General features: G+C 68.1%; 19 protein-coding genes. 5 read left to right on the top strand and 14 right to left on the bottom strand.

The annotated features are described in order from the left end of the window. Positions 1–118: 118 nt before the first annotated feature. From fahA to CFB89_RS03595, 5 genes are read right to left on the bottom strand one after another with little or no spacing between them, the layout of a single operon-like run. A complete protein-coding gene (gene fahA, locus CFB89_RS03615; protein WP_179233371.1) occupies positions 119–1423 on the bottom strand; it encodes a fumarylacetoacetase in 1305 nt (434 codons plus the stop codon). Beyond that, positions 1420–2754 (bottom strand): homogentisate 1,2-dioxygenase, encoded by a 1335-nt coding sequence (hmgA, locus tag CFB89_RS03610; protein ID WP_089466765.1) that lies wholly within the window; start codon positions 2752–2754, stop codon positions 1420–1422. Before hmgA ends, fahA begins: the two co-directional genes overlap by 4 nt. A gap of 16 nt (positions 2755–2770) precedes the next feature. Beyond that, positions 2771–4129: an aromatic acid/H+ symport family MFS transporter gene (locus tag CFB89_RS03605; protein ID WP_089466764.1), complete on the bottom strand. Its 1359-nt coding sequence runs from the start codon at positions 4127–4129 to the stop codon at positions 2771–2773. Next, entirely contained in the window at positions 4126–4356 is a 231-nt protein-coding gene (locus CFB89_RS03600; protein WP_089466763.1) for a DUF2783 domain-containing protein, read from the bottom strand. The genes CFB89_RS03605 and CFB89_RS03600 overlap by 4 nt, the downstream gene beginning before the upstream one ends. A gap of 28 nt (positions 4357–4384) precedes the next feature. Next, positions 4385–6037 carry an FAD-dependent oxidoreductase gene (locus CFB89_RS03595; RefSeq protein ID WP_089467895.1) on the bottom strand — a complete coding sequence of 551 codons (1653 nt, stop codon included), beginning with the start codon at positions 6035–6037 and terminating at the stop codon, positions 4385–4387. A 361-nt stretch (positions 6038–6398) separates the two neighbouring features. On the opposite strand from CFB89_RS03595, the gene CFB89_RS03590 reads away from it, so the two are divergent. Beyond that, on the top strand, positions 6399–7202 hold the full coding sequence (locus CFB89_RS03590) for an EAL domain-containing protein (RefSeq protein ID WP_069616654.1): 804 nt from the start codon (positions 6399–6401) through the stop codon (positions 7200–7202). Between the two features lie 161 nt (positions 7203–7363). On the opposite strand, the gene CFB89_RS03585 is transcribed toward CFB89_RS03590, so the two are convergent. Then, on the bottom strand, positions 7364–7774 hold the full coding sequence (locus CFB89_RS03585; RefSeq protein ID WP_089466762.1) for a GFA family protein: 411 nt from the start codon (positions 7772–7774) through the stop codon (positions 7364–7366). A gap of 145 nt (positions 7775–7919) precedes the next feature. After that, the gene (locus CFB89_RS03580; protein WP_089466761.1) at positions 7920–8711 is read right to left on the bottom strand and encodes an IclR family transcriptional regulator; all 792 of its coding nucleotides are present in this window, start codon (positions 8709–8711) and stop codon (positions 7920–7922) included. Positions 8712–9023: 312 nt separating this feature from the next. On the opposite strand from CFB89_RS03580, the gene CFB89_RS03575 reads away from it, so the two are divergent. Next, positions 9024–10211 (top strand): acyl-CoA dehydrogenase, encoded by a 1188-nt coding sequence (locus CFB89_RS03575; RefSeq protein ID WP_089466760.1) that lies wholly within the window; start codon positions 9024–9026, stop codon positions 10209–10211. A gap of 125 nt (positions 10212–10336) precedes the next feature. Here the strand turns inward: CFB89_RS03575 and CFB89_RS03570 are convergent, their stop codons facing one another. Beyond that, on the bottom strand, positions 10337–10975 hold the full coding sequence (locus tag CFB89_RS03570) for a peroxiredoxin (RefSeq protein WP_006476788.1): 639 nt from the start codon (positions 10973–10975) through the stop codon (positions 10337–10339). 316 nt (positions 10976–11291) lie between these two features. Between CFB89_RS03570 and CFB89_RS03565 the strand changes: the two genes are divergently transcribed. The 3 genes from CFB89_RS03565 (at position 11292) to CFB89_RS03555 (ending at position 12597) form a co-directional block, all read left to right on the top strand. Then, complete coding sequence (locus tag CFB89_RS03565) at positions 11292–11594, top strand: YqjD family protein (protein ID WP_006494044.1); 303 nt, start codon at positions 11292–11294, stop codon at positions 11592–11594. Between the two features lie 126 nt (positions 11595–11720). Continuing rightward, complete coding sequence (locus CFB89_RS03560; RefSeq protein WP_089466759.1) at positions 11721–12110, top strand: phage holin family protein; 390 nt, start codon at positions 11721–11723, stop codon at positions 12108–12110. 43 nt (positions 12111–12153) lie between these two features. After that, the gene (locus tag CFB89_RS03555) at positions 12154–12597 is read left to right on the top strand and encodes a DUF3318 domain-containing protein (RefSeq protein ID WP_089466758.1); all 444 of its coding nucleotides are present in this window, start codon (positions 12154–12156) and stop codon (positions 12595–12597) included. Positions 12598–12649: 52 nt separating this feature from the next. Here the strand turns inward: CFB89_RS03555 and CFB89_RS03550 are convergent, their stop codons facing one another. The 6 genes from CFB89_RS03550 to nrdR form a co-directional block, all read right to left on the bottom strand. Further along, positions 12650–13096 carry a type IV pilin protein gene (locus CFB89_RS03550; protein WP_089466757.1) on the bottom strand — a complete coding sequence of 149 codons (447 nt, stop codon included), beginning with the start codon at positions 13094–13096 and terminating at the stop codon, positions 12650–12652. Continuing rightward, a complete protein-coding gene (locus CFB89_RS03545) occupies positions 13093–13620 on the bottom strand; it encodes a pilus assembly protein (RefSeq protein WP_256979564.1) in 528 nt (175 codons plus the stop codon). Before CFB89_RS03545 ends, CFB89_RS03550 begins: the two co-directional genes overlap by 4 nt. 143 nt (positions 13621–13763) lie before the next feature. After that, on the bottom strand, positions 13764–14597 hold the full coding sequence (locus tag CFB89_RS03540; protein WP_089466756.1) for a PilW family protein: 834 nt from the start codon (positions 14595–14597) through the stop codon (positions 13764–13766). Continuing rightward, on the bottom strand, positions 14587–14976 hold the full coding sequence (locus CFB89_RS03535; protein ID WP_256979563.1) for a hypothetical protein: 390 nt from the start codon (positions 14974–14976) through the stop codon (positions 14587–14589). Before CFB89_RS03535 ends, CFB89_RS03540 begins: the two co-directional genes overlap by 11 nt. Positions 14977–14993: 17 nt before the next feature. Next, positions 14994–15557 (bottom strand): GspH/FimT family pseudopilin, encoded by a 564-nt coding sequence (locus CFB89_RS03530; RefSeq protein WP_089466755.1) that lies wholly within the window; start codon positions 15555–15557, stop codon positions 14994–14996. A 153-nt stretch (positions 15558–15710) separates the two neighbouring features. Continuing rightward, positions 15711–16190 (bottom strand): transcriptional regulator NrdR, encoded by a 480-nt coding sequence (nrdR, locus tag CFB89_RS03525; RefSeq protein WP_050011738.1) that lies wholly within the window; start codon positions 16188–16190, stop codon positions 15711–15713. Positions 16191–16196: the final 6 nt, after the last annotated feature.

The raw sequence follows: 16196 nt of genomic DNA, 5'->3' as shown, positions 1-16196 counted from the left end.
CCCGCTCGCGTCCCTCCCGCGGTAAACGAAAACGGCCCGCGCGATGCGGGCCGCCCTGTCCTTCCGGACGACGCGTGGCTACACGCAACCTACACGCAACGCCCGGCGTCGCGATCCGTCATGCGCCGCGCGCCGGCAAAATCTTGCCCGCACACGTGCCGAAGCCGACGCGATAGCCGTCGCCCTGGCACCAACCGGCGAGCGTGAGCTCGTCGCCGTCCTCGATGAACGTCCTGGCGCCGCCGCCATCCAGCGCGACCGGCTCCTTGCCGTTCCCCGTCAGTTCGAGCAGGCTGCCGAACGAATCCTTGGTCGGCCCGCTGATCGTGCCCGAACCCATCAGGTCGCCCACGCGGGTGTTGCAGCCCGCCACCGTGTGATGCGCGAGCTGCTGCGCCATCGTCCAGTACATGTACTTGAAGTTGGTGCGGCAGATCGACGTCGCTTCGGCCGCGCCCTCCGCCCGCAGCGTCACTTCCAGCGCGATGTCGAACGCATGCTTGCCCGCATGCCGCAGATACGCGAGCGGCTGCGGCGACTGCTCCGGCTGCGCGACGCGGAACGGTTCGAGCGCGTCGAGCGTGACGATCCACGGCGAGATCGTCGTCGCGAACCCCTTCGAGTTGAACGGGCCGAGCGGCACGTATTCCCACTGCTGGATGTCGCGCGCGCTCCAGTCGTTCAGCAGCACCATCCCGAAGATATGCGCTTCCGCGTCCTCGCACGCGATCGGCTCGCCGAGCGCGTTGCCCTTGCCGACGATGAAGCCCGTTTCCAGTTCGATGTCGAGCTTGCGGCACGCGCCGAACACCGGACGCTCCTGGTCGGGCAGCTTCAGTTGCCCGTTCGGGCGCCGCACCGGCGTGCCGCTCACGACCACCGACGACGCGCGGCCGTTGTAGCCGATCGGCATCTCGGACCAGTTCGGCAGCAGCGCGTTCTTCGGATCGCGGAACATCGAGCCGACGTTGGTCGCATGCTCCTTCGACGAATAGAAATCGGTGTAGCCGGGGATGTCGAGCGGCAGATGCAGCGTCGCGTCGCGCTGCGCGACGAGCACCTGTGCGCGCAGTGCCGCGTCGTCGCGCAGCGTCGCGTTGTCGCGCGAGAACAGTGCCGACAGTTGCACACGCACGCTGCGCCACGCGTCGCGGCCGAGCGCGATGAACGCGTTGAGCGTCGGCGCGGCGAACACATCGGCGCCGGCCGGCAGCGTCACCAGGCCCGCGCGCGCGAGCGCCGCGAGATCGACGATCTGGTCGCCGAGCGCGACGCCCGCACGGCGCGCGCCCTGCTTCGCATCGCTGAAGATCCCGAACGGCAGGTTCTGGATCGGGAAATCGCAGGCGGGATCGTTCGCCGTGTCGACCCAGCTCTTGCGAGCCGGGTCGAGCGTCGCGCGCCAGTCTTGGATATCGCTCACTTTTGCTCCGGATTGAAGTGTTTCCTGATGCCTTGCCAGCATTCGAAGTAATCGGCCTGCAACTGCGCGGTGTCGAGCGCATAGCGCGTCGGCCGGATCAGCGTGCGGGTTTCGAACATGAACGCCATCGTCGCGTCGACCTTGTGCGGCTTCGTCGTGTCGCTCGCCGACGCCTTCTCGAACGTGTCCGCGTCGGGCCCGTGGCCCGACATGCAGTTGTGCAGGCTCGCGCCGCCCGGCACGAAGCCTTCGGCCTTCGCGTCGTACGCGCCGTGCACGAGCCCCATGAACTCGCTCGCGACGTTGCGGTGGAACCAGGGCGGGCGGAACGTATCCTCGGCCGCGAGCCAGCGCGGCGGGAAGATCACGAAGTCGATCGTGTCGACGCCCGGCGTATCGCTCTGCGCCTGCAGCACGAGGAAGATCGACGGATCGGGATGGTCGAAGCTGATCGAGCCGATCGTGTTGAACAGGCGCAGGTCGTATTTATACGGTGCGTAGTTGCCGTGCCACGCGACGACGTCGAGCGGCGAATGGCCGATGTCCGCGCGCCAGAGGCGCCCGTTCAGCTTCGCGATCAGTTCGAACGCGCCTTCGCGATCCTCGTACGCGGCCTGCGGCGTCAGGAAGTCGCGCGGGTTCGCGAGCCCGTTCGAGCCGATCGGGCCGAGATCCGGCAGGCGCAGCAGCGCGCCGAAGTTCTCGCAGATATAGCCGCGCGCGTCGCCGTCCGGCAGCGCGACGGTAAAACGCACGCCGCGCGGAATCACCGCGATCTCGAACGGCTCGACGTCGAGCCGGCCGAATTCCGTCGCGATGAACAGCCGCCCCTGCTGCGGCACGATCAGCAGCTCGCCGTCCGCGCTGTAGAAGAAGCGGTCCTGCATCGAGCGGTTCGCCGCGTACAGGTGGATCGCGCAGCCGTTCATCGCCGCGGCCGACCCGTTGCCGGCCATCGTCACGAGGCCGTCGACGAAATCGGTCGGCTCGACCGGCATCGGCAGCGGATCCCAGCGCAACTGGTTCGGCGGCGTCGGCGGCACGTCGGCCGAATCGCCGAACTCCGACACGAGCCGCGGCGCTCCCGCGTACGGCTCGAACGGCCGGTGCACGGCGGCCGGGCGAATCCGGTACAGCCACGCGCGGCGGTTGTGGCCGCGCGGCGCGGTGAACGCGGTGCCCGACAGCTGCTCCGCGTACAGCCCGTACGGCGCGCGCTGCGGCGAATTGCGGCCGTGCGGCAGCGCGCCGGGCAGCGCCTCGGTCGCGAATTCGTTCGCGAAACCGCTCAGGTAGCCGGCGGTCGCCGGTTTCGACAGGTCAAGCGTCATCGTTTTCCTTTCTCCATCAATTCAGGGCGGCGTTCGGCGCCTGCGCGCCGCTGCGCCGCGTGACACCGGCCAGGCCCAGCACGAACAGCGCCGAGCACAGCACGGGCACGGCGGCCGCGTGGAACAGCGCGCCGTTGCTCCAGTTGAGCGCAATCAGTTGCCCGCCGACGAGCGGCCCGAGCACCGAGCCGATCCGGCCGATGCCGAGGCTCCAGCCGATGCCCGTCGAGCGCAGCGACGTCGGGTAATACTGGCCCGCGAGCGCGTTCACGGCCGGCTGTCCGCCGACCACGCAGAACCCGCCCGCGAACACGACCACCAGCAGCCACGGCAGCGCATGCGCGACCGAGCCGATCAGCCCCACCGACACGGCCGCGCACGCGAAGCACGCGAACAGCACGCGCACGAAGCCGTAACGTTCGATGAACCAGCCGAGCGACAGCGTGCCGATCACGCCGCCCGTCTGCAGCACCGTGCCGACGATCACCGCCGTGCCCGGCGAATAGCCGGCCTCACGCATCACGGTCGGCAGCCAGTTCGACAGGAAGTACAGATCGATCAGGTTCATGAAGCTGATCGCCCACAGCAGCAGCGTGACCGGCAGGCGGCCATGGCTGAACAGCTCGGCGACCGGCGCGCCGCTCGCCGCGCGCTCGCGCACGACGAGCCGCGTATTCGCATCGATGCCGGCTTGCGGCGCGAACCGCGCGAGCCAGTCGCGCGCCTGCGCGACGCGCCCTTTCAGCACCAGGAACTGCAGCGACTCCGGCAGCCGCGCGACCATCGCGATCGTCAGCACGAGCGGCACCGCGCCGCCGACGAAGAACACCGCGCGCCAGCCGAGCGCCGGAATCAGCGCGGCGCTGATGAAGCCGCCGATCGCCGCGCCGAGCGTGAAGCCGCACGACACGATCATCATCCGCTTCACGCGATGCGCGGCCGGGCTGAACTCGCCGACCAGCGCCATCGCGTTCGGCATGATGCAGCCGAGGCCGAGGCCCGTGACGAAGCGCAGCGCCATCAGCATGGGGATCGAGTTCGCGAACGGCGTCGCGAGCATCGTCACCGCGAAGAACAGCGTCGAGCCGATCAACACCGGGCGCCGCCCGATCCGGTCGGCCAGCACCGACAGCCCGAGCGCGCCGAGCAGCATCCCGAACAGGCTCGCGCTGAATACGGGCCCCAGCGCCTGCTTCGGCACGCCCCATTCCGCGATCACGCTCGGCGCGACGTAGCCCATTGCCTGCGCATCGAAACCGTCGATCACGAGGCACAGCCCGCATAGCGCGAGCAGCATCGCGTGAAAACCCGGGCGATGGGTCTCGTCGATCACGCGCTCGACTTCGAGCACGCGCGCATCGGCCGCCGCGCTCATTGCGCGACCTCGGCGGCCGGATGCACGGGCGACGTCACGCCCTGGCGCGCGAGCGCCATCGCTTCGCGCAGCACGTCGGCGTCGCCGACCTGGTTCGCGAGCAACAGGATCAGCTTCGCGTTCACGAGCTGGCTGTCCGCGTCCGACAGATCGCGATGCATGTCGATCAGCGCTTCGTAGAACGCGTCGGGGTCGGCCAGGCGCGGGCGGGTATCGAGTGGGGGCATGACGGTGTCTCCGGTGTCTTTATCGTATTCAGCGTGCGCAGCTCGCGCGCGCCAGTGCGTCGGCGATCGCCTGACGGTCGAGCGTGCGCGTGCGGGCGCACACGTGCTGGTCGGGACGCAGCAGGTAGAACGTGCCGGGCTGCGCGTCGTAACGCCGCGCGGCGAGCCCGTCGACGTCCTCCACGACGTCGACGCCGGCCACTGGCTGCGCGTGCCCGGCCGGCACGACGAGCACCGGCCGCACCGGCAGCGCGAGGCCGTCGACGGCCTGCGCGAGCGCGGCCGCATCGCCCGGCAAGCCGAACAGCACGCCGCTGAAGCCGCCGCGCAGATGCTGCAGCAGCCAGCCCGGCGCACCCTGCACGCGCACCGGCGCATCGGCCGCCACCGTGCCCGGCCGCATCGCGCATGCAAATGTGTCGCCGCCGCGGTCCGGCGTGTTGAGCGGCGAATCCACCAGCACGGCCGGCACCGACAGGCGCCCGCTGTTCACCAGCTTGCGCGCGAACTCGCAGTCGCGCGCAAGCTTCAGCGTCGCATCGCGGAACACGCGCGACACCGCGCTCTTGGGCGTGATGAAGTCGGTCGAGCGCGTCGAGTTGCGGATGTTCTCGTCGGCCGCGAACTCGCGCTCGCTCGCATACGTGTCGAGCAGGCGGTCGTGCGCGCGGCCGTCGAGCACCAGCTTCAGCTTCCACGCGAGGTTGTCCGCATCCTGCACGCCGCTGTTCGCGCCGCGCGCGCCGAACGGCGACACGCCGTGCGCGGAATCGCCCGCGAACAGCACGCGGCCGTGGCGGAACGTATCCATCCGCTGGCAGCGGAACGTGTAGACGCTCACCCACTCGAGCTCGAACTCGACGTCCGGCCCGAGCAGCGCACGCACGCGCGGGATCACGCGGTCCGGTTGCTTCTCCGCGACCGGATCGGCATCCCAGCCGAGCTGGAAGTCGATGCGCCACACGTTGTCCGGCTGGCGATGCAGCAGCACCGACTGGTTGCGGTGAAACGGCGGATCGAACCAGAACCAGCGCTCGGTCGGAAACTCCGCCTTCATCTTCACGTCGGCGATCAGGAAGCGGTCCTTGAACGTGCGGCCGCGGCTTTCGAGGCCCATCATCGTGCGCATCGGGCTGCGCGAGCCGTCGGCCGCGATCACGTATTGCGCGCGCAGCGTCGCGATGCCGTCCGGCGTCTCGATCGTCAGCACCGCGTGTTCGGCCGACTGGTCGACGCCCGTCACCTTGTGCTTCCAGCGGATGTCGATGTTCGGCAGCTCGAACGCGCGATCGGCCAGATAGCCTTCGACGTAGTACTGCTGCAGGTTGACGAACGCCGGGCGCGCATGCCCTTCCTCGGGCAGCAGGTCGAACGCGTAAAGCTGCTCGTCCTGCAGGAACACCTTGCCGACGTGCCAGCTCACGCCCTTGTCGACGAAGCGCTCGCCGCAGCCGAGCCGGTCGAAGATCTCGAGCGTGCGCTTCGCGAAGCAGATCGCGCGCGAGCCGGTCGACAGCGTGTCGTCGTCGTCGAGCAGCACGACCGGCACGCCTTGCTGGGCGAGATCGATCGCGGCCGCGAGGCCCACCGGGCCCGCGCCGACGACGATCACCGGGTGAACGGCCGCGTCGTGCGCGCGGGCGCGGTACTCGAACTTCAGCGTCTGGTAATCGATGCTCATGGTCGCCATCCGCGCCTCAACGCCGCCGTGCGCGCACCACCGCGCCCGTCGTCCCGTTCGTCTCCTGCCGGCGCGCGTGCCCGCCTGTCCTGTCAACCGCCACGTCTCGCTCCTTGCTCCTGTTGATTCTTGAATGGCGCCGTTTCGCGGCGCCTGCCTGCCGCATTTCTTGATCGACGACACATCCCTGGATTTACGAATAGTAAAACCAATTACGTATAGTGAAATCAACGTAAACCCTAGTCGTTCGCTCGGGAACGGGATAACCATATGAGTGAAACGCCAAGCCGAGCGCGGCGCGCGCTGCTAATATCAAGTCACGAGGCGGCCCTTTCGGCCGCCATTTTTCCTTCTCACGCCGATGATTCCGCCTACCATCCCCGAGCTGGTGACCCGTGCCGGGCAACTCCCGTATCTGCGGGAGCACCTCGCGCTTGCCGAAGGCGGCACCGCGTGCGCGAATCTGCCCGAGCGCACGCTCGCCAGTGCGTACGAGCCGATCTACGACGTGACGATGCCCGGCTCGCCGCAATCGACGTCGTTCGCTGACGCGATCGAGCGCTACGGCGACGAACTCGGCTTCCAGGCCGTCACGCTGGTCACGGGTGCGCAGCACGATCCGGTCGATGCCGCCGTCGACGACCAGACGCTGGTCGCGATCGACCGCCTGTCGCGCGCGCTGCACGCAATCAATTTCTTCGGCGCGCAGCGCCACGGGCTGTTGTTCCTGCGCGTGCACGAGCGGCTGCTCAAGAGCGTGAAGTACGACCACGGCAAGCATTTCTCGTCGGTGCTGCAGCGCTTCGGGCTACCGACCGAGCGGATCGTGATCGAGCTGCCGGCGGTCGCGGTCGCCCACAAGACGTTCCTCGGCTACCTGACGCGCAGTTACCAGCATCATGGCTTCAAGGTCGCGGACAAGCTGCCCGACCCCGGCCGCATCCTCGCGGTCGAATCGGACATGGCACGCCCCGACTACATCAAGATGGATGCCGGCATCGCGTTGCGCGACGGGATGGTGAAGGCGCTCGTCGCCTATGCGCAGCGCGTGCGGATCCCGCTGATCTTCGACGGCGTCGTGGACGAGACGCAGTGCGAGCTGCTGCGCCAGCACGACGTACGGTTCATGCAGGGGCCGGTGTTCGCGAAGGTCGTGACGGTCTGAGCGATCGGCGGAGAAGGCGCGCCGGAGGGCGGACTCCGGTGTTGTGTCGCTGCAAGGATCGGGGTTCAGCACGCAGCGTCGCTCGGCGCCGGTCGGTTCCCGGTTCGTTCACGCAGAAAGGTCGAACGTGCTTGTGCGCGCGTTCGACGCCAATGTGCGGCCTATTCTCGTCCGCCGTCGTCGTACTTCGGTAGATCGTCGTCGATCTCGATGCCCGGGAAACGATCCCCGTACCAGACGTGCCACGCCGGACGCAGCCTCGACGGTTCGTCGAGCGTCGCGTAATTGATCTCGACCGCCCGCGGCGCGTCGGCGCGCCGGTATTCGAGCTGCGCGCCGCAACGGCCGCAGAAGCGCCGCTCGCCCCACGCGCTCGACGCGTAGACGGTCGGTTCGCCCTGCAAATATTCGAATGCGTCGATCGGCACCGAGGCCGATGCGACGACCGCCGCGCCGGTCGTGCGCTGGCAAAGCCGACAGTGGCAGAAGCCGGCATCGGTCGGAACGTCGGCGATGCGGTAGCGGATCGCGCCGCACGCGCATCCGCCTTCCATCGGTTCGGGGTACGCCATGGCAAGCCTCGTCGTCGGGAAACAGGCAAACGATGATGAGCGCGGTTCGCCCGTCGCGCAATACGCGACGGCGACGCCTCCGCTCCCCGTATCCGCCGCGAACGAACCGGTTGGCACGCGACGGCACCCTCCGCGCGCGCGTTGCTCAAACGGTCTGCCCGAGCCGCTGCGCGAGTGCCTTCAGCCGCGGCCCGACTTGCGTGCGAAACACGTCCTCGTCCATCGACGATGCGGGGCCGCTGCAGCTCAGGATCAGCCAGCGCCCCTCGCGCGGCTCGCGAAACGGCACGGCCGCCGCGTTCACGTCCGTATGCCACGCGCGAAACGAATAGCAGCATCCGCCTTCGGAGAACTCGGCCACCGCCTGCTGCGCGGCCGCGACGAGCGCATCGGCGTCGGCCGCGCCGCCGGCCGCGCGGTGCAGTTCGGCATAGAGCGCGCGGCGCACGTCCTCCGGCTGCACGGCCAGGTACGCGCGCCCCATCGAGCTCGTCAGCATCGACAGCCGCGAGCCGGGCGCGAGCCCGAGCGTCAGCGCGGTCTCGCTGCGGATCGTCTCCAGATAGATCATGTCGAGCCCGTCGCGGCAGCCGAGCGACACGGCCGCGCCGATCTCCCGCGCGAGCGCCTGCATGTGCGGCCGCGCGAGATCGATCGTCCCCGAGCCCGACAGCAGCGCATAGCCGAGCGACAGCACGCCGGCGTCCAGCGCATACTTTCCGAGCGTCTCGTCGTAGCGCAGATAGCCGAGCACGGTCAGCGTATAGGCGAGCCGGTTCACCGTCGCCTTCGGCAGGCCCGTGCGTTCCGCGAAGTCGCGGTTGCCCAGCATCGTCTCGCCGGGCCGGAAGGCGCGCAGCAGGTCGAGGCCGCGCGCCAGCGCGACGACGAACTTGCGCTCGTCGATGGGGGTGTCGTCGATGGTTGAAAGTGTCATCCAGTGCTACACTGAGGTCGATTTGCAAAACATTGTTCCGCACAGCGGAACGCAAGTCAAGCGAACTTCAGGTATCCGCCCGGAGCAAGCGCCGAAGCCCGACCACTGCCGACCGACGCGCACGGCGGGAGTCGGCGTCGAGGCGCCCGCCCCGATCGACCGCAAAGCATGGAGCCGAGTGAGCGTTGGCTCGGGCCGACCACGAAGCAGGGGGCCCGAGTAAGCGCTAAAGCGCTAACTCGACGCCGACCGCGAAGCATGGGGCCCGAGTAAGCGCTAAAGCGCTAACTCGGGCCGACAGGAGATGAGACGATGAGTGCTGCAACTTTTCATTGGGACGATCCGCTGCTGCTCGATCAGCAACTGACCGAAGAAGAGCGGATGGTCCGCGATGCCGCGCAGGCGTACGCACAGGACAAGCTCGCGCCGCGCGTCACCGAAGCGTTCCGCCACGAACGCACCGACGCGGCCATCTTTCGCGAGATGGGCGAGGTCGGCCTGCTCGGCCCGACGATTCCCGAGGCATACGGCGGCCCCGGCCTCAACTACGTGAGCTACGGGCTGATCGCACGCGAGGTCGAGCGCGTCGATTCGGGCTACCGGTCGATGATGTCCGTGCAGTCGTCGCTCGTGATGGTGCCGATCTTCGAATTCGGCTCCGACGCGCAGAAGCAGAAATACCTGCCGAAGCTCGCGACCGGCGAATGGATCGGCTGCTTCGGCCTGACCGAGCCGAATCACGGCTCCGATCCCGGCAGCATGGTCACGCGCGCGAAGAAGGTGCCGGGCGGCTACGCGCTGTCCGGCGCGAAGATGTGGATCACCAACTCGCCGATCGCCGACGTGTTCGTCGTGTGGGCGAAGCTGGAGGAGAACGGCAAGGACGCGATCCGCGGCTTCATCCTGGAGAAGGGCTGGAAGGGCCTGTCGGCGCCGGCGATCCACGGCAAGGTCGGGCTGCGCGCGTCGATCACCGGCGAGATCGTCCTCGACGAGGTGTTCGTGCCCGAAGAGAACCTGATGCCGAACGTGAGCGGCCTGCGCGGCCCGTTCACCTGCCTGAACTCGGCGCGCTACGGGATCGCGTGGGGTGCGCTCGGCGCGGCCGAGTCCTGCTGGCACACCGCGCGCCAGTACGTGCTCGACCGCCAGCAGTTCGGCCGGCCGCTCGCCGCGAACCAGTTGATCCAGAAGAAGCTCGCCGACATGCAGACCGAAATCACGCTCGGCCTGCAAGGCGTGCTGCGCCTCGGCCGGATGAAGGATGAAGGCACGGCCGCCGTCGAGATCACGTCGATCATGAAGCGCAATTCATGCGGCAAGGCGCTCGACATCGCGCGGCTCGCCCGCGACATGCTCGGCGGCAACGGCATCTCCGACGAATTCGGCGTCGCACGTCACCTCGTGAACCTCGAAGTGGTCAACACGTACGAAGGCACGCACGACATCCACGCGCTGATCCTCGGCCGCGCGCAGACGGGCATCCAGGCATTCTTCTGACGATGCGGCCATGACACGCGCGGCGGCGATGCCGCGCACGCGCATGCCGCCACGCAAAAGCCCGCCCGGCATCGCTGCCGGGCGGGCTTGTTTTCATCGGAGCCGCGGCTCCGGGCCGCCGATGCTTACTTGTTCGGCTGCGGCGTCAGGCGCAGATACGGACGCACCGCGTTGAAGCCCTTCGGGAAGCGCTTCTTCAGCTCTTCCGGATCCTGCAGCGACGGCACGATCACGACGTCGTCGCCGTCCTTCCAGTTGCCGGGCGTCGCGACCTTGTAATTGTCGGTCAGTTGCAGCGAGTCGATCACGCGCAGCACTTCGTCGAAGTTGCGCCCCGTGCTGGCCGGATAGGTGATCGTGAGCCGCACCTTCTTGTTCGGGTCGATCACGAACAGCGAACGCACCGTCAGCGTTTCGTTCGCGTTCGGGTGAATCATGTCGTACAGCTGCGACACCTTGCGATCGGCGTCGGCGATGATCGGGAAGCCCACGACCGTCGACTGCGTTTCGTTGATGTCGTTGATCCAGCCCTTGTGCGATTCGACGCCGTCGACCGACAGCGCGATCACCTTCACGTTGCGTTTCTCGAATTCGCCCTTCAGCTTCGAGGTCAACCCGAGTTCGGTCGTGCACACCGGCGTGTAGTCGGCCGGATGGGAGAACAGGACACCCCAGCTGTTGCCGAGCCACTCGTGAAACTTGATCGTGCCCAGGCTCGATTCCTGCTCGAAATCCGGTGCGATGTCGCCAAGACGCAGACTCATGATGTTCCCTCCTCGAACGATACTGGTTGAAACCGCGCGCCGGAAAGCGCGGGCAGTCCATCAGCTTACGGGAAGCCATGGGCCGTGCGAACGAATATTCCGTTTGATATTCATGCTTTTTTGTCATTTTTACCCGACGTCGTGGCAGGACGGTGGGCGGCGAGGGAAACTTTTCAATCCTTTGTCGCTCTGTTCATGATTACAAGTCGTTTACCATGCAGTCTTGCGCTGCCGCCGTGTGTCTTCCCGGCTCGCCAGCAGGCAGGGGTTTCGCTACGATGTGAACCTGCAGCATGACAGCACGAAGGGAGTTGCAATGTCGGAAATCAACAAGGAGAAACTGATGTCGGATATCAAAACCGTTCTCTCGGACGCCGAAGACCTGCTCAAGCAAGCGGCGAGCAGCACGGGCGACCGTGCGGCCGAGCTGCGCGAGAAGGCCATGTCTCGCCTGAAGCAGGCCAAGGAAAAGGCTGCCGACGTCCAGGTCGTGGTGGTCGAGAAAGGCAAGAAGGCCGCGCGCGCGACCGACGACTACGTGCATGAGCACCCGTGGACGTCGATCGGCGTGGCTGCCGGCGTCGGCGTGCTGATCGGCCTGCTGATCAACCGCAAGTAACGCGCTCTGCGCCGTTTCGTCCCGCAGGCAGCGTCGCGCGGCCGGCGGGCGTCGAACGTCGAAGCCCGCCGGCTTGCGCCGGCGGCTTTGTCCTAGCTGCTTACTGCACGCGCAAGCCTCTTATCCATGACGACAGACACCCCTTCGCAGCCGTCCGGTCAAGGACCGCTGCGCCGCCTCGTCGGCTCCGCGATCGGCCTTCTGCAGACGCGCCTCGAACTGGTGGGCATCGAGCTTGCCGAGGAGAAGGAGCGCCTGATGGGCGTGCTGTTCCTCGGACTCGCCGCGATGATGCTCGCGACGATGGCGCTCATCAGCCTCACCGTGCTGATCGCGATCGCGTTCTGGGATACCTACCGCTGGCAGGCGCTCGCCGCGATCACCGCGCTGTATGCCATTGGCGGCATCACGTGCGCGCTGAAAGCGCGCTCGGGCCTGCGCGACGCGCCCACAGTGTTCGAGGCCACGCTCGCCGAACTCGAGAAAGACCGCGACCTGTTCCGCGGCAAGCCGTGAGCGCGCTCGCGCTCGCCCCTCCCACCTACTTCGCCGACGCGCCATGAGCCAGAACATCACGGGCAATCCCTCCCGCTCCCATTCGTCGCGATCGAACTGGAGCGCGTCGCAGCACCGCGCGCTCCGCAAGGAATTGCTGATCCTGCGATCCGAAGTCGAGCGGCTCGAACTTGCCGAGGCCGCCGCCGAAATGCGCCAGGCCGTCACGCGCTTCAGCTGGCTCAAGGTGTTCATCCCCGGGCTGTCGACTAGCAGGTTCGGCCAGTCGGCCAAGAACCTGAACGCAAGCCTCGGCCAGCTCGTCAACCAGTATCCGATGCTGAGCTCGCTCGCGTCGCTCGTGCTGGCGAAACCCGTTCGCTCGCTGCTGCGTGCGAGCACGGGCCCCGCGTTGAAGTGGGGCACGCTCGGCTTCGCCGCATGGGAGGTCTACCGGATCTGGAAGCAGTCCCGCGAGGAGCGCGGGCTCGACCCACGCGACGACTGACCGTTAGCATCCCGCGCACGGCCATACGCCGCTGCGCGCCCGCCTGGCGAACTCAGCGCACGCCCCAGCAGACAGCGCCCGACTCGTCGACACCCTCGCCTCCCGCATTGCCCTTCGTGCCGTCCGAGCGCAGCGTGAACGTGCCGCAGGCATCGTCGCGCATCGGCCCGGTGTCGAGCGGCGTCGCTGCCAATTCGTAGCCCACCGGCGAATCGTCGCCATCCGGCCGCCCGAGCGTCAATCGATACACGGCATGCCCGTCCGGCGGCGCCTGCGCGAGTGCGTCAGGCAACGCCGCAGGCGGCGCATCGTCCAGTGTTTCAAGATATTGGGCCGCACGGTACAGCGCGGACACCGCCGACGCACGGTGAACCCGCACGACATGCCCGCGATACGACGGGATACCCCACGCGGCCAGCACCGCGACGATCGCGAGCACGATCATCAGCTCGATCAGCGTCAATCCGGCCGCTCGGCACCGGGGCAAACGGCCGTTCATCGAAGCACCGCCGCGACACGACGCCAGCGCAACACGACGATGCGGCCGGCGCGTATCGCGACCTGGTGTTGCAGCCACACGGCGCTCGATGCGTGCGCGCCGACGCCACGCGCGGTGACAAGGTAAGCGCGGTCGCCGGCCTGCGCCGACGGAAGCCGCCATGCCTCGATCAGGCACCGCGGCGGTTGCGCGGCCATCGGCCAATCGGCGAAAGGCGCGAACGCTTCGGCAGCCGCCAGCGGCGGCATGCGCCGCCAGGTGTCCGGCTCCGCGCGCGAGTCGCTTTCGCTCACGTACGGTGCCGAGCCGTGCAGCAATCGCGCGGTGCACGCGGCCAGCGCGGCATCGGCCGCGTGAAATGCGATCAACCGATCCGACAACGCGCGGGTGCGGCGCGACTCCGTCAATGCGGCGTCGAACCACGTGCCGGTCAGTGCCGCGACTGCTGCGCCGACCGCGATCACCGCTGGCAACGCAAGGCCTGCCTCGCGACGCCACGCGCGGCGGACGAGCCGGCAGCGCATGTGCGGCTCGCGCGGGCTCGCAGGCGGAGCGCCGGCACATGCGGTTGGCTGCGGGTTGTCATCATGTGCGACGGCGTGCGCTTGGACGTGGGCTGTCTTCACGCGTCGCGAGATATCGTCCCGCGCGCACCGCGCTGCGCCGCTCATCGCGCCACCTCGCTTGCGCGAGTTGCGTCATGTAAAGCAGCGTCGGATGCGGGCGCGACGTTTCGCAACGCGACGATGCGTTCGAGCGTCAAACGTGCGCGGCCGTCCGGTGCAACGGCGGCGCGGCCGTCGCAGTCGACATGCTGCGTCGGTTCGCGCGTCGGCTCGCCGCGCGCCCGCACGCAGACATGCACGGCCACGACCTCGCGCCAGTCGTCGGCACGCATCGCATCGGCGTCGACGAACTGCGTGGCCCCTCGACGCAAATAGCGCATACGCAACTGATCGATTCCCGCCGCGACAGGTTGCGGCGTGCCTGGACGGCCGCTTCCTTCACAATACAGTTCGGGCTCGCCCGTCGATGGGCTGACATGCGCATCGAAACGATTCTCCACCGCCGCAGCTTCGCCCAGCTCGCCGACACCCTGCCCGAGGCAATCCGATGCGTGGCCGCTCACCGTCGGCCACGTCGACACGGCATCGTCGACATACCGGACCAGCACCGCGTCCGACGACAGGCGCGCGGGCTCGCAGCGCACCTGTGCGCCGCTACCCCGCACGCGCGCCGCCGAACATCCGAACACCGGCGGCAACGACGATCCCGCGTCGGCATCGAGCGGCCGGAATCCCGCCATCTGGATCTGCTGACCGATCAGCATCAGCGCGGTCGACGCCGCGTCGCGCATCCTGAACCCGTCTTCCGCGCGACGCTGCGCAATGCGCTGCGCGTGGTACAGCGCACCGGCCGCCGCGAGCACGAGGAGCCCGACGGTCATCGCGATCAGCACTTCGAGCAGCGTATGGCCGCGCGTACGGCGATCAGCGTGCATCGCGCGCCCTCTCCCGAAATGGAATGCGGACACACGACGGCGGCTGCGTCGACATTGCCGCGGCATCGCAACGCACCGACGCGAGTCCATCGCCGCCACGCCAGCGGACGACCGCGTAGCGGACGCCTGCCGGGCCGCCATCGAGCGTCATCGCGCCACCCGGCAACGATGCGGCCGCCAGCGCCTCGAGTCCATCGCCGGCCGCCGCGGCAGCATGCAGACGTTCGATACGCGCATCGGCCAGCCACAGCGCGCGTTCGCGCCAGATCGTCGCGCGCTGCGCACGCGCCATCGCGAGCTGGCTGCCGGCCACTGCCAGCATTACGGTGGCGAGCAGCGCGATGGCCAGCGTCGCCTCGATCAACGACGTCCCTCGCATGGCATTGCGCATCGCGATCACGCCGCGTCGCAGCGCCCGGCGACCAGCCGCGCGCGACCGCCTGCCGCAATCCGCACGCAACGCGATACGCGCGCGTCGTCGGCGCCGGACACGCTGCGCCGCGGACGCACCTCGAAACGCCGGATGCCGCCGATCGACTGACCGACCGGCGGTGCAAACGCGAGCTCATGCGCGGCGCCCGCGACGGCCACTTCGGCATCGCGCGGGTAGCGTCGCAGCACACGCGACTGCCCGTCGAGTTGCCCGCTGACGATCCAGTCGCATGACCATTCGGCCGGATCGCATCGCTCGCCGGCACGCAAACAGGCGCCGTCGCGCCCGGCGCGGCACAGCGTGACGCGCGCGCCGAGACGCGTTGCCTCGGCACGCGCAAACGACAGCGCACCGAGCAGCGCGCGCGAGCGGGCATCCACGCGTTCGCGCATGCGCCACTGGTCGAACGTGGGCACCGCATAGAGCGCGAGCCCCGCCGCCAGCGACATGGCGACCATCAGCTCGACCAGCGTAAATCCGCCCGGCCGTCGCACCACATTCTTCAAGGGTTGAGCGCCCCGTTCCATCGCAATCGTCCTCCGCCACGGTGATGCGACGACTGTAGCGGCGCGTGCGGATGCGCGCCATTGGCCGAACGGCCGACTGGCGACATGCGATCGCAACCGACACAATCGGCGCGAATCGAACCAATGGAGCAGACGATGAACGGACGCAGCGCGTCAGCGCTTACGTGGGGTCTTGGCGGGAGAGGCGCGACGGAACTCTTCGATCACGTCGGCAAATTCGGAAACGTCCTCGAACTGGCGATACACCGAGGCGAAGCGCACATAGGCGATCGTATCGAGGCCGCGCAACTCGTTCATCACGAGTTCGCCCAGCTTCTCGCTACGCACTTCGCGCTCGCCAGTCGCGAGCAGTTGATACTCGATGCGGGCGACCGCCGCGTCGATCGCGTCGGCGGCAACCGGCCGCTTGCGCAGCGCGAGTTGCATGCTGGCGACGATCTTGCGACGGTCGAATTCCGTGCGGCTGCCGTCCTTCTTCACGACGAACGGCAGGGACAACTCGACCCGCTCGTACGTCGTGAAACGCTTGTCGCAAGCCGAGCAGCGACGGCGCCGCCGAATCGCGGCGCCATCTTCGGACACGCGCGAGTCCACGACCTGCGTATCGTCATGCCGGCAGAACGGGCAACGCATCGGCGA

Source organism: Burkholderia sp. AU16741, from assembly GCF_002223345.1.
In the GTDB taxonomy this organism is placed as follows: domain Bacteria; phylum Pseudomonadota; class Gammaproteobacteria; order Burkholderiales; family Burkholderiaceae; genus Burkholderia; species Burkholderia sola.
This window is presented reverse-complemented; position numbering and strand designations above follow the sequence as displayed.

Bases quoted from the DNA above. Each gene is read 5' to 3' on its own strand.
- hmgA (WP_089466765.1), bottom strand. From the start codon at position 2,754: ATGACGCTTGACCTGTCGAAACCGGCGACCGCCGGCTACCTGAGCGGT.
- CFB89_RS03605 (WP_089466764.1), bottom strand. From the start codon at position 4,129: ATGAGCGCGGCGGCCGATGCGCGCGTGCTCGAAGTCGAGCGCGTGATC.
- CFB89_RS03600 (WP_089466763.1), bottom strand. From the start codon at position 4,356: ATGCCCCCACTCGATACCCGCCCGCGCCTGGCCGACCCCGACGCGTTC.
- CFB89_RS03595 (WP_089467895.1), bottom strand. From the start codon at position 6,037: ATGAGCATCGATTACCAGACGCTGAAGTTCGAGTACCGCGCCCGCGCG.
- CFB89_RS03590 (WP_069616654.1), top strand. From the start codon at position 6,399: ATGATTCCGCCTACCATCCCCGAGCTGGTGACCCGTGCCGGGCAACTC.
- CFB89_RS03585 (WP_089466762.1), bottom strand. From the start codon at position 7,774: ATGGCGTACCCCGAACCGATGGAAGGCGGATGCGCGTGCGGCGCGATC.
- CFB89_RS03580 (WP_089466761.1), bottom strand. From the start codon at position 8,711: ATGACACTTTCAACCATCGACGACACCCCCATCGACGAGCGCAAGTTC.
- CFB89_RS03575 (WP_089466760.1), top strand. From the start codon at position 9,024: ATGAGTGCTGCAACTTTTCATTGGGACGATCCGCTGCTGCTCGATCAG.
- CFB89_RS03570 (WP_006476788.1), bottom strand. From the start codon at position 10,975: ATGAGTCTGCGTCTTGGCGACATCGCACCGGATTTCGAGCAGGAATCG.
- CFB89_RS03565 (WP_006494044.1), top strand. From the start codon at position 11,292: ATGTCGGAAATCAACAAGGAGAAACTGATGTCGGATATCAAAACCGTT.
- CFB89_RS03560 (WP_089466759.1), top strand. From the start codon at position 11,721: ATGACGACAGACACCCCTTCGCAGCCGTCCGGTCAAGGACCGCTGCGC.
- CFB89_RS03555 (WP_089466758.1), top strand. From the start codon at position 12,154: ATGAGCCAGAACATCACGGGCAATCCCTCCCGCTCCCATTCGTCGCGA.
- CFB89_RS03550 (WP_089466757.1), bottom strand. From the start codon at position 13,096: ATGAACGGCCGTTTGCCCCGGTGCCGAGCGGCCGGATTGACGCTGATC.
- CFB89_RS03545 (WP_256979564.1), bottom strand. From the start codon at position 13,620: ATGCGCTGCCGGCTCGTCCGCCGCGCGTGGCGTCGCGAGGCAGGCCTT.
- CFB89_RS03540 (WP_089466756.1), bottom strand. From the start codon at position 14,597: ATGCACGCTGATCGCCGTACGCGCGGCCATACGCTGCTCGAAGTGCTG.
- CFB89_RS03535 (WP_256979563.1), bottom strand. From the start codon at position 14,976: ATGCGAGGGACGTCGTTGATCGAGGCGACGCTGGCCATCGCGCTGCTC.
- CFB89_RS03530 (WP_089466755.1), bottom strand. From the start codon at position 15,557: ATGGAACGGGGCGCTCAACCCTTGAAGAATGTGGTGCGACGGCCGGGC.
- nrdR (WP_050011738.1), bottom strand. From the start codon at position 16,190: ATGCGTTGCCCGTTCTGCCGGCATGACGATACGCAGGTCGTGGACTCG.